The following is a 13,795-nucleotide window of genomic DNA, read 5'->3' as shown; positions in this document are numbered from 1 at the left end:
GCTTTCTTTGTGACTATCAGTTCCTCAGGCGCCTTGCCGGACCCTTTGCCCTGCCCTATGCCCTCAGTCTTACCTTCCGCTACCGATACGCAGATTCCTCCCCTTACGCCGCCGGAAGCCGGGTGGCGCAAGGCCCGCACGGCGCCCTCCTTGCAGGAGGTGTACGCCTCCATTCGGGTGCCCGCCCAGAACGCTTCTTTCTGGCGCAAGCTGCTGGCCTTCTGGGGCCCGGGGCTGATGGTAGCCGTGGGCTACATGGACCCCGGCAACTGGGCTACGGATATTGCGGGCGGTTCCCGGTTCGGGTATACGTTGCTTTCCGTCATTCTGATTTCCAACCTGTTTGCCATGCTGCTCCAGCACTTGGCCGCCAAGTTGGGTATCGTGACGGGCCGCGACCTGGCCCAGGCCTGCCGGGACCATTTCTCGAAGCCCACGGGCATGGTGCTCTGGTTTTTCTGCGAAATAGCCATTGCCGCCTGCGACCTGGCCGAGGTTATCGGCTCGGCCATTGCCCTGAACCTACTGTTCAAGATTCCCCTCACCTGGGGGGTCGTGCTGACTATTCTGGATGTGATGGTGGTGCTGCTGTTTCAGAACAAGGGCTTCCGGGTGCTGGAAAGCATCGTGGCGGGCCTGATTGTACTGATCTTCGGCTGCTTCCTCTACGAAATCATCGTGTCGAACCCGGACTGGTTTGGCATTCTGGGCGGGCTGGTACCGCGGCCGGAGGTGGTTACCACACCGGGCATGCTGTACGTGGCCATTGGCATTCTGGGCGCCACCGTCATGCCCCACAACCTGTACCTGCACTCCAGCATTGTGCAAACCCGGCAGATTGAGCAGACCGAAGGTGGCAAGCGCATGGCCATCAAGTTTGCTACCATCGACAGCACCGTGGCCCTGTTCCTGGCTTTCTTCGTGAATGCCGCCATTCTGGTGACGGCCGCCGCCGCTTTCCACAAAAACGGCCACCACGAGGTAGCCGACATCAACCAGGCCCACGCCCTGCTGGCCCCGGTGCTGGGAGCCGGCGCCGCCTCGGTTGTGTTTGCGGTAGCGCTGCTGGCTTCAGGTCAAAACTCGACGCTTACGGGCACCCTGGCCGGGCAGATTGTGATGGAAGGCTTCCTGAACATACGGCTCAAACCCTGGCTGCGCCGCCTCATTACGCGCGGTATTGCCGTAGTGCCGGCCTTCATCGTGACCTTGCTGTACGGCGAAAAAGGCACCGGTGAGTTGCTGGTACTCAGCCAGGTAATTCTGTCGTTGCAGCTGAGCTTCGCAGTAGTGCCGCTGGTCATGTTCACGAGCAGCAAAGCCAAAATGGGCGTATTCGTAAACAAGATTTGGGTGCAGGTGCTGGCCTGGGTGGTCTCGGCCATCATCATCGCGCTGAACGTGTACCTGTTATATGAAACGTTTTTCGGGTAGGAATGTGGGGGTAGTTCTAGTCGCCTCACCCCTAGCCCCTCTCCAGCGGGAGAGGGGGACTAGCTCTAAAAATCGTTCTGTTGTCTGCTTCCTTCTAGGTCTTAGAAAGCTAAAAACTGGTTCCCCTCTCCCCCTGGAGAGGGGCTAGGGGTGAGGCGACTAGAACTACCCCCACATTCCTACCCTTTTTCAAACAGAAAAACCCGGTCTACATCCTGACAGCGCGCACTGCCGCGCTTTTTTCAGCCCACCAGATTTAGACTTATCTAAATAATTTGTAAAGCCGCTGCTAAATGAGATACCTCCTACTTTGCTTATTCGTGTTTGTCAGCAACTTAGCTGTTCAGGCCCAACCCACCGGCTCGGTACGGGGCGTGGTGCGGTCAGAGGGCAAGGAAGTGCCGTTTGCCAGTATCGGGCTGAAGGGCACAACCCTGGGTACTACCGCCGATGAGCACGGCAGCTTTGTGCTAACGAAGGTGCCGGCGGGCAGCTACAAGCTGGTAAGCAGCGCGGTAGGGTTGCTGCCTACCGAACGCAACGTGAGCGTAGCGGCGGGCCAGTCGACTACCCTCAACCTAAGTTTGAACCCCAGTGCCAACGCGTTGGGCGACGTAGTGGTGAGCGGCACCCTGAACGAAGTGATACGGAGCGAGTCACCGGTGGCCGTGGAGCTGTACTCGCCGAAGCTGTTTCGCAAGAACCCGGCGGTGTGCTTGTTCGAGAACCTGGCCATGATTAACGGGGTGCGGCCCCAGCTCAACTGCAACGTCTGCGGCACCGGCGACATCCACATCAATGGGCTGGAAGGGCCTTATACCATGGTGCTGATTGACGGCATGCCGCTAGTTAGCTCCCTGAGCACGGTGTACGGGCTGAGCGGCATTCCGAGCAGCCTGATTGAGCGGGTGGAAGTAGTGAAGGGCCCGGCCTCCACGCTTTACGGCTCCGAAGCGGTGGGCGGCCTGATCAACGTCATTACCAAAAACCCGGCAAAGGCCCCGCGCTTTTCCGCCGACCTGTTCGGCACCTCCCACCGCGACGTGAACCTGGACCTGGGCGTGGCGCGCAAAATCGGGGCGGCCTCTACCCTGCTCAGTACCAACCTCTACCACTACAACCAGCGCCGCGACGTGAACGACGACGGCTTTACCGACGTGCCTACTCAGCAGCGCGTTTCGGTGTTCAACAAATGGACCTGGGCCCGACCCGAGCAGCGGGTAGCCAACCTGGCCGGCCGCTACTACTACGAAGACCGGTTTGGAGGCCAGTTGAACTGGACGCCCGAGCACCGCGGCCAGGACAGCATCTACGGGGAAAGCGTGTACACGAGCCGCTACGAGCTGCTGGGGCAGTACCAGCTGCCGGTACGCGGGCAGCGGCTCGTGCTCAGCGGCACCTTCAACCAGCACCGCCAGAACTCGGCCTACGGCACTACCCTGTACCGGGCCCTGCAACGGGTAGGCTTCGGGCAGCTGACCTGGGCCAAGGAGCTGAGCATCCGCCATAACCTGCTGACGGGCGCTACCTACCGCACCACCTGGTACGACGACAACACGCCCGCCACCGCTACCACCGGCCCTGCTGATACCCCGCGCAACGCCCCCGATTTGGTGCAGTTGCCCGGCGCGTTTGTGCAGGACGAGTGGCGCCTCACGCCCGACGCTACCCTGCTCCTGGGGCTGCGCTACGATTACAACTCCCGCCACGGCAGCATCCTGAGCCCGCGCCTGAACTACAAGTGGGGCCGGCCCGATGGTAGCCAGGTTTGGCGCGTGGGGTTGGGCAACGGCTACCGGGTAGTCAACCTGTTCACCGAGGACCACGCCGCCCTTACCGGGGCCCGGCAGGTAGTGGTGCCCGAGGCCCTGAAGCCCGAGCGGAGCTGGAACGTGAACGTAAACTACAACCGCTTCCTGCAGCTCAACAGCGGCGCTACCGTCACCCTCGATGCCAGCGTGTTTTACACCTACTTCACCAACAAAATCAGCCCCGACTACGACACCGACCCCAACCAGATTATCTACCGCAACCTCAATGGGTACGCCGTTAGTCGGGGCTTCACCCTGAACACCGACGTGGCCCTGGCCCGGCCCCTGAAGGTGATGGTAGGCGTGACGGTGCTGGACGTGTTTCGGCGGGAGCAGCCCGCTGATGGCGGCCCGCTGCGCCGGTTAGCGCAGTTTCACTCCCCGCCTTTTTCCGGCACCTGGGCCGTGAGCTACGCCCTGGAGCGCCTGAACCTCAGCCTCGACTACACCGGACAGGTGAGCAGCCCCATGGCATTGCCCGTTTTCCCGAACGACTTTCGGCCCGGCCGCTCGCCCTGGTTTGCCCTCCAGAACGTGCAGGCTACGCGCAAGCTCAAGGAAGGGCTGGAGCTGTACGCAGGCCTGAAGAACATCTTCAACTTTTTGCCCCGCTACGCCCTGCTGCGGCCTTTTGACCCCTTCGATAAAAACGTGGGCGTGGATAATCCGCAGGGCTACACCTTTGACACCAGCTACAACTTCGCGCCCCTGCAGGGCCGGCGGCTGTTTTTGGGCGTGCGCTACACCCTGTAGCCGGGCCAGCGCGGGGCCTGCATGATCGGGCGGGCCGTTTTTGCGTACGGAGCGGCATACGCTACTCCTCCCCTCATGAAATTTTTTCCCGTCCTTTTGCTCACTGGCGCGCTGGCTGGCGCGGCCAGCCAGGCGGTAGCCCAGGCCCCGGACTCTACGGCCAAACCGCGCTACACTCTGTTTCAACCTACTCCGCGCACCCAGCTACGCAAGCTCCACCCCGACCGCCCCGGCATCACGGAAAGTGGTTTCACCATTGACCCCGGCCATTTGCAAGTAGAAACCAACCTTTTTCGGGTGCGCAACGGCCGCGAGGATGGTACGCGGCGCCGGGAGTTACTCTTTAATCAGGCCGTAGTGAAGCTTGGCGTTTCGGAACAAACCGATGTGCAGCTGGTGGTGGAATCGTACACGATTGAGAAAGAGTGGCCCCAGGAAAACACCGCCCCGGCGCGTAACCGGGGTTTCGGCGACCTGACCCTGCGGGTGAAACGCAACATTTTCGGTGACGATGGCCCGTCACGGGGGGCGCTGGCGGTGGCTACGTTCGTGCGCATGCCCACCGGTGGCAGCGTTGGGAACGGGGGCTGGGAAGCGGGCGTGTCGGTGCCGTTCACGTACAAGCTGGCCGAAACGTCGGAGCTGTCGGTGCAGGTGCGCGGCAACTGGGAGCACGACCGGGATGCGGGCCAGCACTTTGTATCGTTTATGCCCGCGGCCACCGTCAACCACGACTTAAATAAGGTGCTGGGTGTGTACGCCGAGCTGATGAGCAACTGGGATACCCGCCAGGCGCTTTGGCGCACTACCCTCAACGTAGGCCCCGAACTCACCCTCAGCGAAAACTGTCAGCTCGACTTTGGCGCCGGCCTACCCCTTACCCGCGAAACCTACCGGGAGTTTTTCCTGGGCCTGACGCTGCGGCGCTAGACAACTCACTTTCAAACAGTTGATTAACAATCAATCGGCCCGCCGCTTCAGGTTGAAGCGGCGGGCCGATTGGTCACGTTCGGGGCAGTAAGTTAGCCCCGGTCGGTCATCATGCTGCGGGTCTGGCCCTTCCAGTCGGTGACAAACCATGTGATAACGGAAACCGCCCCCAGCATCCACGACAGGTTTCGTTCGGCGCTGCCGGCTTCGAAGTGAAACAGGAACGGGGCCGCCAGCAGGGCCAGGCCCGTGAGCAAGTCCAGCCAGCCGTGCACCGGAAAGGGAATCAGGCGGAATATGCCGAGCTTGAAATCGGTGAGCAGGGTGATGAGCAGGTAGCCCCCCGCCAGCACAAAGCACGCCGTATCGACGGCCGGTTCCAGATCAAACATGATGGGCGCCATGGCCAGCACCGTAATAAAAGGCTACATCAATGAAGCCGTGAGCAGTGGGCGACACAATTTTCATAACAAAGCAACAGGTTGATGGGCAGACATTTAACAATGAATTGAATACCGCCTGGAAACAGCACCGGCTTTCGGGGCATTCCAGCAGTTTCCGACAAAAAAGCCCGATAGCACTACACTATCGGGCTTTTCGGTGTGGTACCGCGGCAGTTTAGTGCTGCGGCATAACGTTCTTATGGGCTTGGGTGTGGGTATCAGCGCGCCAGTCGGTGAGCATCCACGAGCCCAGGAACACTACCCCCATGATCATGAAGAAGTTACGAGCCAGGGTGTTGTCATCGTGAAAGCCAAAGATGAACGGGGCTGCCAGCAAAGCCAAGCCACTTATCAGTTCCAGGCCCCCATGCATTGGAAACGGAATCATGCGCATGACGCCCATCGGAAAATCAGTCATCAAAGTGATGAGCAGGTAGCCGGCGGCCAGCACGTAACAAGCCGTAGCGTAAGGACCATCGAAGTCAAAAAGTGTGGGGGCCAGTGCAAACAAGGCAATGGTGCCGTAGTCGAGCATGCCGTGCATGCGGGGTGATATTACTTTCATAGAATGAGTCAGTTAAAGTGAATAACTGCTCATTTTTACGAGCTCGTTTTTTAAAAGGATATTGTTGAGCAATAAAAAATATGTAATATCACCTTAAAACAATACAATATTGTTGAGCTTATTCTGCTCTCGAAATCTGAGACGGAAGAGCTTTACAGCCGGGCGCCTACCACCACCATTTTGCGGAACTCGCGCTTGGTGCCGCCAGGAGTAAACAGCTCCACCAGCAACACGTAGTAGCCCACCGCCGCCTTCTGGCCCCGATCCGTCAGGCCGTCCCACTGCCAGAAGCCGCGCGTGGGCAGCGTTTCGTTGCGCACTAACTGACGAGCCAGTCGGCCCTGGGCATCGTAAATAGTTACGGAGCCGGCGTACCCCGGTTCTTCCAGCTGGTAGGTGAGGGTAGTAAAATCCTGCTGGCCGTCCTCGTCGGGGGTAAACAGTTCGGGAGTTACCGTGAGCAGTCCTGCCCCTTCCGGCTCGGTTTGCTGCTGGGAGTTGGCCCGGCCCGGCGTGGCGTAGCCCACGCTGCTGGCCGCCGAGTGAAAGTTGCCCGACTCGCTCGGGCCGGTCGCCCGAATCCGCTCCAACGACACGCCATCAACCTGATCCAGGAGCTTCAGGTGCTGTTTTTCGGAGTAGGCGTAGCGGTCCAGCACCTGCGCTTGGGCATCCAGCACCGCCACGGTGCCGCCATCATCGGGGAAGGTGGGCAGGTCCGGCACCAGGACCAGATTGGCCGGGTTGGTGCTGGCGGGGTAGTGATTCAAAATAATATCGGGGCGGGTAGTGAAGGCCAGCAGACCACCGGGAGGCAGCAGCAGCGGGCCGCTGCTAATCGGCTCGGTCCGGATGGAACCGGTGGCTTCCACGCTGCCCAGCTGCCAGCCCTGCACATTCAGGTACTTGCCGGAGCGGTTGAGCAGCTCCACAAAATCAACTCCCCCCACTCGCGGATTAAACAAGATTTCGTTGATGACCACGTCGCCGGGCGCGGCTGGCGCGGGCAAGGCAAATGTGGCCGAGGTAGCCGGGCCGCTGGCGTTGCCCACGCAATCCAGGGCTTGCTGCACGGTTACGGTCAGGGGTTGGTTGGGCGCCAGAGGGGTAGCCAGGGTTAGGTCTACGGTCCGGAAATCGGGGGTAGCCGGGACGGCGCGGGTAACGGTAGCGGCAGGCACCAGGGTATAGTGCGCGGGTCGGGCCGCCGCGGCGCTGTCCAGCTTTTCGGCGAAGTAGAGCCGCACCGTAGTGGGGGTAAGGGCCAGGGCGCGGAGCAGGGCCGGCGGGGTACGGTCGGGGTTGGCGGCCCGCACTGCATTAACCCGGCCGGGCGTGCCGCCGGTGGCAGCGGTGCTGGCCCGCCAGTTTGGCGCCCCGGCGCAAGGGTTGCCGGTGTCCACCATTTCCAGAGTCCAGCCGCCTTCTTTCTTGCGGGCATCCTGATACCAGGCGTCGGTGTAGCTGACTTCAAACAAGGTGCGGCCATCTTTGCCACGCAGCACCAGCTGGTCGGCGGCGTTGGAGAGGCTGGGGAAGTTCGTTAGCCCGAACACCTTGCCGTAGCCGGCAAACTGGGCGGCGCGGGTGCTGCCACACACTACCGCGTACTCGCCCGGCAGCAGCACGGCACCGGCCGGAAATACGGCCGCGCTGGCACTTCCCGGTTTCAGCAGGCGCACCCCAGCTAAATCCAGCACTGCCGTAGCCGAGGCGTTATGCACCTCCACAAACTCCGAGGCGGGCAACCCGACTACCGGCGTTTCATCGGCCATGATTTCCGTGATGAGCACCTGGTTCACGGTAGGCGCCACGGCAAAGCCGTTGGTCTGAAACGTAGCCGTCAGCGGGCCAGCCGCCACGTTACCAAAGGCATCCGCTACGCCCCGCACCTCCACCGTAGTGGTGCCCAGCGGCACATCGGCGGCCAGCGTCAGGTGCACGAGGGTTGGGTCGGCGGCATCCCGGGTGGCGGCCGTTACGGCCGGGGCTCCGGTGCCCGCCAGCTGGTAGCTGCCCACGGGCTGCGCGGCGGCCACGGCTTCATTGAAGGTAATATCCAGTTGGCGGGCACTGGGCGCGGCGGCTCGTAGTAGTAAGGGCGCCGTAGTGTCGGTTACCCGGAAATCATCGAAGGTAAACGCCTTACTATTGGCCTGCGAATACGTGGTGTACACCCCAAAGAAGGCACTACGCTGGTGGGTGGCATCGGTGGCCATTCCCTCCCGCACGTATGCCGTGCCGCCGGCCAGGTCCCGCTCCAAGGTCCAGACGTTCAGGGTAGTGCGCGTCACGCGCACCCGCACGAGGTTGTTGGTGGGGGAGCTTAGGGTAGCGTCCTGCCCGTTCACCACGTACACCGGACTGCCCGTGGCATCCTGGCGAAAGAGCGACACTTCATCGGTGGTACCGCCCAGGCGCACGAAGTAGCCCTTGGTGCCGCTGGCTTTCAGATCGGCCTGGTCGGACATGAGCCACACGTCGGCGTAGTTGCCGCCGCTGGTGGCCAGCTTCAGGTTCGCCCAAAACTCCCAGGTGGTGCCGGTGGTAGCGGTGCAAGGCGTCACCAGTTGAATTTCGGAGCCGGTGACGGCCGGCCCATTGGTTTGCAGCTGTTGGGCCGCATTTACCTGAAAAGCGGCCGCGTCGCCGGTCCAGGCAGGATTTTGGGTGAAGTTACCGTCGGCGAAGGTATCCGCGAGTTGGGCGCTGGCCGAAGCTGCGCCCAGGCACAACGGCAGAAGCAGTAATTTTTTCACGAAGGATAAGCAGCAAAACGTAGGGTAGCCGCCGCCCGTGGGGCAGCAATAATTGGGTGAAATATAACCACATTTCGTGATGTACCTTTGCTCCCGACAAACACCTAGAATCCATGAAAGTAGCCGTAGTAGGTGCCACCGGCCTGGTCGGGGGCGAAATGCTGAAAGTACTGGCCGAGCGCAACTTCCCGGTCACTGAACTCCTGCCCGTGGCTTCCGAGAAATCGGTGGGCCAGGAAATCGAGTTTCGGGGGCAGAAATACAAGGTGGTCAGCATGGACGATGCCATTGCCGCCCGCCCGGCCGTAGCCATTTTCTCGGCTGGCGGCTCTATTTCCAAGGAGCAGGCCCCACGCTTTGCCGAGGTCGGCACCGTCGTAATCGACAATTCCTCGGCCTGGCGCATGGACCCCACCAAGAAGCTGGTGGTACCCGAAATCAACGCCAAAGAGCTGACCCCCGACGATAAAATCATTGCCAACCCCAACTGCTCCACTATTCAGATGGTAGTGGCGCTCAACAAGTTGCACGAAGCCTACAAGGTGCAGCGCATTGTGGTCAGCACCTACCAGAGCGTAACCGGCACCGGCAAAAAAGCCGTGGACCAGCTCATGCAGGAGCGCTCCGGCGCCGAGGTTACCTCCCAGGCCTACCCCCACCCCATCGACCTGAACGTGCTGCCCCACATCGACGTGTTCGAGGACAACGGCTACACCAAGGAGGAGATGAAGATGGTGAAGGAAACCAAGAAAATCATGGGCGACGAGAACATCCGGGTTACGGCTACCACCGTGCGCATTCCGGTAGTGGGCGGCCACTCCGAGGCCATAAACGTGGAGTTTGAGCAGGAATTCGAGCTGGAGGACGTGTTCCGCATCCTGCGCGAAACCGAAGGCGTGGAAGTAGTCGACGACGTTCAACACAACGTGTACCCCATGCCCAAGGACGCCCACGGCAAAGACGCCGTGCTGGTGGGCCGCCTGCGCCGCGACGAAACCCAGCCCCGCACCCTCAACATGTGGGTAGTGGCCGACAACCTGCGCAAAGGCGCCGCCACCAACGCCGTCCAGATTGCCGAAAAAATGCTGCAAATGGGCTTGCTGAAGGCGTAATACGCGCTTGCCTTTAGAGTTTACTGTTTCGTTATATGATTCGTGTTTTTCGGGTACTAGCTATTGGCGGTGTTGTGGCCGCAACCCATGTTACGGCTCTAGCCCAAGCACCTCAGCAGCCTACCAGTAATGGACCAGCCCCGGCATCTACGCCGGGGCCGGGTACCATTCCGGCCGCAGTGTACACGTACGTGGAGCAAATGCCCGTATTTCCGGGTGGACAAAGCGCGCTGTATCAGGCTATCGGTCAGACTATTGTTTACCCCACGGAGGCACTCCAGCAACGACTACACGGGCGGGTGTTCGTGAAGTTTGTGGTTGCTGCCTCGGGCAAGGTGGAAGGCGCGGAGGTAGTAAAAAGCCTGCATCCGCTCCTGGATGCGGAAGCCGTACGGGCCGTTAGCAACCTGCCGGCCTGGGAGCCAGGTAAGCAAGTCGGACGCCCCGTGGCAGTTGCGTACACCGTGCCCATTACCTTTCGACTTCCTTTGGATGTAGAGCAAGTGCTGGCCGAACGGCTTGGCAAAGCGGCAACCAAGCCCGAAAAGCAGCAGGCACAGTTTCCTGGTGGTCCGGAAGCGTTGTATTCCTATTTGCACCAAGCGCCTTACTCGGCAGCTCTTCGTTCCGGCGGTATCGAAGGCAAAGTGTTTGTGACGGTTGACCTTGATACCACCGGCCGTGTAACTACGGCCACTGCGGTTCGGTCTCCGGTCAAAGGCAAAAAATTGGCGGCCGCTTCAGCAGCCTTGTATACTGCAGCCGAGGAATACCTGCGCCACATGCCGGCCTGGAAGCCAGCGCTTGCCAATGGCCGGCCAACAGCCAGCACCATTACCCTACCCATTACCTACCAAACCCTTCCTGCCGATCTGCTGACCCAGCCTATCTATCCGTACCTGGATGAAATGCCAGTTCCGAGCAAGGAAAACCTGATTGCTACTTCGGCTCACCGCATTCAATATCCCGTAGCGGCCCTGCGTAACCAAGTGCAAGGGGTAGTGCTCGTGTACTTCGTCGTGAACGAACAGGGCAAAGTTACGCAGCCCGCGGTCATCCGTTCTGTTGATCCTTCCCTTGATGAGGAGGCTTTACGCGTAGTAGCTGGCTTCGCTGATTTCACGCCGGGCCGCCAGAACGGCAAACCAGCCAGCGTATTTTTTGTCACTCCCGTGACGTTTGCCATCAAATAAGGCAGCTCCTACCCAGGGTAGTGCTACCATTTAGCACGCAGGTAACTGACTGGGCCGGCGCATACCGGGCTAGAATCCTGTTCCGGATCTAGTGAGCTATCTGCTTGCCAAAGACCAGCTCGGCAAAGCCCTCAATAGCCTTGCGCGTGTCGGTGGGGCGCTCCAGAAAGCCCAGGTGGCCTACGTTGGCCAGCCAGAGCACCGTAGAGTGGTCGGGCAGCAGGCTTTCCTCGTGGGTTTTGGCCAGGGGCACCGCTTTGTCATCTTTGCCGGCAATGAAGAGAACCGGATAAGTAGCCTTTTCCAGCACCGGGCGCCGGTCGGGGCGCTGGGCCATGGCCTCCATGCTGCCCAGGGCCGTTTCCAGCGGTACGGCCGCGCCGATGCGCTGGAGCATGGCCAGGTGGTGCTCCATAGACTCGCGGTGGGCGGCGGAAAACTGGGGCTTCAGGAACTCCTCCGTAAAAGCCGCTACCCCTTGCTCTTCCAGAAACTTTCGGTTGCGTTGGCGCCGCTCCTGGTCTTCCTCCAAATCTGGCAAGGACGAGGAGTGAAACAGGCACAGGCCGGCCACTTGGGCCGGAAACTTCTCGGCAAACGCCAGGGCCACGTAGCCGCCCATGCTGTGGCCTACCAGCAACACCTGATGCACGCCTTCCGCTCTCAGCTGCGTTTGAACGTAGTCGGCGGCGGCTTCAAAGGAATAATCGAGGCCGGTTTGGGGCTCCGGGCCGTAGCCGGGCAGGTTAAGCCGAAGCGCGCGGTAGTCAGCAGGAAAGTCGCGCAGAAAGTCGTCCCAGATTTCGTTGCTTTCCAGAAAGCCGTGCAGAAATACCAGGGTAGGGATGGAAGAGCTCATAGAGGAAAAAAACAGGGCCGCCCTACATCGGGCGGCCCTGATCTTCTTACGCGTTACGGCAGCTAGTCGTTAAGGCCGAGCTACTTTGCCTCGGGTGCGAATACCATTCCGGCGAAATTCACCACGGCCCGGCGCGTCAGCTCGGGCTCCTCGAAGTAACCCAGATGGCCCACGTTGCTGAGGAGCAGGGCGTGGCTTTGGGCGGGCAGCGCCAATTGGGGCAGCAGGCTTTCGGTGGGCACGGCTACGTCCTCCTTCCCCGCAATAAACAGCACCGGAAAACGAGCTTCCTGAAGCACTCGGGTGCGGTCGGGGCGGTTTTTCATGGCCTCCAGGGCGCCCAGCACGGTGGCCTCCGGGACGGCGCGGCCAATGTCTTCCAGAAACTCCCGCTGCTCCAGCATCTGCTCCCGGTTGGCAGGCGCAAACAGCGGCCGAATAAACGACTCCATGAACTTCTCGACCCCGTGGCGGCGCACAAAGTCCTTGTTCTTGTCCCGGTTGGCCTTTTTCTCCTCTGAATCGGGCAGCGCCGTGGAGTGGAAGAGCACCAGCCCGGCCACCATGTCGGGGTAGCGCTCGGCGAAGGCCAGGGCCACGTAGCCGCCCATGCTGTGGCACACGAGCAGGGCCCGCTCCACGTTTTTCTGCCGCAGCTGCTCGGCCACGTAGCGGGCCTGGGCCTCCATGCTGTAGTCGCGGATGTCGTGCACATTGGTGCCGTGCCCGAGCAGGTTAAGCGTGAGCAGACGGTAGCCGTCAGGAAACTCGCGGGTGAATTCCGTCCAGACCTCGCGCGACTCAGCGAAGCCGTGCAGGAAAAGAATAGTGGGTTGGGAAGTTGACATGTCAGCCTGAATTAAGAGCCCAAGTATACGCTACTGGTAATCGGGACGGCAAAAAACTACGTCGTAAGACGCTAAAGCTTGCTTTCAACTTCTCCCAGCAGGCAGCAAAACAAACAGGATCCTGCACTAGACTTGGCAACGTAACGGGTCTGTTAATCAAGACCTAAAGCCCATCATCCGGAGCTTGGCGAACAACCTTATCACGGGTAAACGATTGACGTAACAACGTCCTGTTCCTACCTGGTAAGGTCCTGCGCTAAGCTCCGGATGACGGGCTTTAGGTCTTATGCTCTATTCTCTACCTTATGCCCTATACAGACTATAGGACTATATACTAACGTAGAGCGCCGAGGCCGCAGCTTAGGCCACTACTGCCTCTTTCTGCTTTACTAGCTGCACGCTGGCCGAGAGCTTCACGTCGTCGCCGAGGACGATGGAGCCGGCTTCGGTTACAGCGTGGAAGGTCAGGCCAAACTCCTTGCGGTTGATTTTGCCGCTGATTTCAAAGCCGGCCTTTTCGTTGCCGTAGAAGTCGGTAGCCACGCCACCAAACTCCACGTCGAGGGTTACGGGCTTGGTCACGTCTTTGATGGTCATGTTGCCCGTCAGCTGGTACTCGTCGTCCCCTTTTGCGGTCAGTGAGGTGGAAGTGAAAGTAATCTGGGGGTAGGTAGCAGCGTCGAAGAAGTCGTTGTTGCGCAGGTGCTCGTCGCGCTGCTCTTGGTTGGTATCGATGCTGTTTACATCCAGCGCGAAGGTAATTTGCGCATTCTCGAAGCTGTCGTTTTCGGTAACCGCCTGGCCCTCAAACTTCTTAAACGAGCCGGTTACGGTCGAAATAACGAGGTGCTTAATCTTGAACTGTACTTCGGAGTGGGTGGGGTCAATTACCCAAGTGGTAGTAGCCATGGTAGGAGGCGTTGCTGTTAATGACACTATAAAGATTCGTGCGCATCTGCGCCGCCGAATCCGAGACAAATGTAGAGACATTTATTCAATTGATGTACCTACACGAATAAATATTTTTTCATCCCCATATTCGCCGGATACAATGAAGCCGAAGCAGTAGGAGCTACTTCGGCTTTTGG

At 60.1% G+C, this 13,795-nt stretch carries 11 protein-coding genes; 5 read left to right on the top strand and 6 right to left on the bottom strand.

Going from position 1 to position 13,795, the window contains the following annotated elements:
• The first annotated feature begins 57 nt into the window (after nt 1-57).
• The 3 genes from IEW18_RS00885 to IEW18_RS00875 all read left to right on the top strand — a co-directional run bounded on the left by IEW18_RS00885 (nt 58) and on the right by IEW18_RS00875 (nt 4,928).
• Complete coding sequence (locus IEW18_RS00885; RefSeq protein ID WP_188555938.1) at nt 58-1,434, top strand: Nramp family divalent metal transporter; 1,377 nt, start codon at nt 58-60, stop codon at nt 1,432-1,434.
• A gap of 293 nt (nt 1,435-1,727) precedes the next feature.
• Nucleotides 1,728-3,998, top strand: a complete 2,271-nt coding sequence (locus tag IEW18_RS00880; RefSeq protein ID WP_188555937.1) for a TonB-dependent receptor — start codon at nt 1,728-1,730, stop codon at nt 3,996-3,998.
• Between the two features lie 75 nt (nt 3,999-4,073).
• Nucleotides 4,074-4,928, top strand: a complete 855-nt coding sequence (locus IEW18_RS00875) for a transporter (protein WP_188555936.1) — start codon at nt 4,074-4,076, stop codon at nt 4,926-4,928.
• A gap of 92 nt (nt 4,929-5,020) precedes the next feature.
• Here IEW18_RS00875 and IEW18_RS00870 read toward each other — a convergent pair whose 3' ends face one another.
• The 3 genes from IEW18_RS00870 to IEW18_RS00860 all read right to left on the bottom strand — a co-directional run bounded on the left by IEW18_RS00870 (nt 5,021) and on the right by IEW18_RS00860 (nt 8,695).
• Nucleotides 5,021-5,332 carry a hypothetical protein gene (locus tag IEW18_RS00870; RefSeq protein WP_188555935.1) on the bottom strand — a complete coding sequence of 104 codons (312 nt, stop codon included), beginning with the start codon at nt 5,330-5,332 and terminating at the stop codon, nt 5,021-5,023.
• Nucleotides 5,333-5,546: 214 nt separating this feature from the next.
• Nucleotides 5,547-5,936, bottom strand: a complete 390-nt coding sequence (locus tag IEW18_RS00865) for an SPW repeat domain-containing protein (RefSeq protein ID WP_188555934.1) — start codon at nt 5,934-5,936, stop codon at nt 5,547-5,549.
• Between the two features lie 152 nt (nt 5,937-6,088).
• On the bottom strand, nt 6,089-8,695 hold the full coding sequence (locus IEW18_RS00860; RefSeq protein ID WP_188555933.1) for a lamin tail domain-containing protein: 2,607 nt from the start codon (nt 8,693-8,695) through the stop codon (nt 6,089-6,091).
• 113 nt (nt 8,696-8,808) lie between these two features.
• Between IEW18_RS00860 and IEW18_RS00855 the strand changes: the two genes are divergently transcribed.
• Nucleotides 8,809-9,807 carry an aspartate-semialdehyde dehydrogenase gene (locus tag IEW18_RS00855; protein ID WP_188555932.1) on the top strand — a complete coding sequence of 333 codons (999 nt, stop codon included), beginning with the start codon at nt 8,809-8,811 and terminating at the stop codon, nt 9,805-9,807.
• 35 nt (nt 9,808-9,842) lie between these two features.
• Nucleotides 9,843-11,000: a TonB family protein gene (locus tag IEW18_RS00850; RefSeq protein WP_188555931.1), complete on the top strand. Its 1,158-nt coding sequence runs from the start codon at nt 9,843-9,845 to the stop codon at nt 10,998-11,000.
• Nucleotides 11,001-11,088: 88 nt separating this feature from the next.
• On the opposite strand, the gene IEW18_RS00845 is transcribed toward IEW18_RS00850, so the two are convergent.
• The 3 genes from IEW18_RS00845 to IEW18_RS00835 all read right to left on the bottom strand — a co-directional run bounded on the left by IEW18_RS00845 (nt 11,089) and on the right by IEW18_RS00835 (nt 13,616).
• The gene (locus IEW18_RS00845; RefSeq protein ID WP_188555930.1) at nt 11,089-11,859 is read right to left on the bottom strand and encodes an alpha/beta fold hydrolase; all 771 of its coding nucleotides are present in this window, start codon (nt 11,857-11,859) and stop codon (nt 11,089-11,091) included.
• 80 nt (nt 11,860-11,939) lie between these two features.
• A complete protein-coding gene (locus IEW18_RS00840) occupies nt 11,940-12,707 on the bottom strand; it encodes an alpha/beta fold hydrolase (RefSeq protein ID WP_188555929.1) in 768 nt (255 codons plus the stop codon).
• Nucleotides 12,708-13,067: 360 nt separating this feature from the next.
• On the bottom strand, nt 13,068-13,616 hold the full coding sequence (locus tag IEW18_RS00835; RefSeq protein ID WP_188555928.1) for a YceI family protein: 549 nt from the start codon (nt 13,614-13,616) through the stop codon (nt 13,068-13,070).
• Nucleotides 13,617-13,795: the final 179 nt, after the last annotated feature.

This window comes from Hymenobacter glacieicola, from assembly GCF_014640315.1.
Taxonomy (GTDB): Bacteria; Bacteroidota; Bacteroidia; order Cytophagales; family Hymenobacteraceae; genus Hymenobacter; species Hymenobacter glacieicola.
Note: the sequence above shows the minus strand (reverse complement) of the source record. Positions and strands in the feature narration are given on the sequence as shown.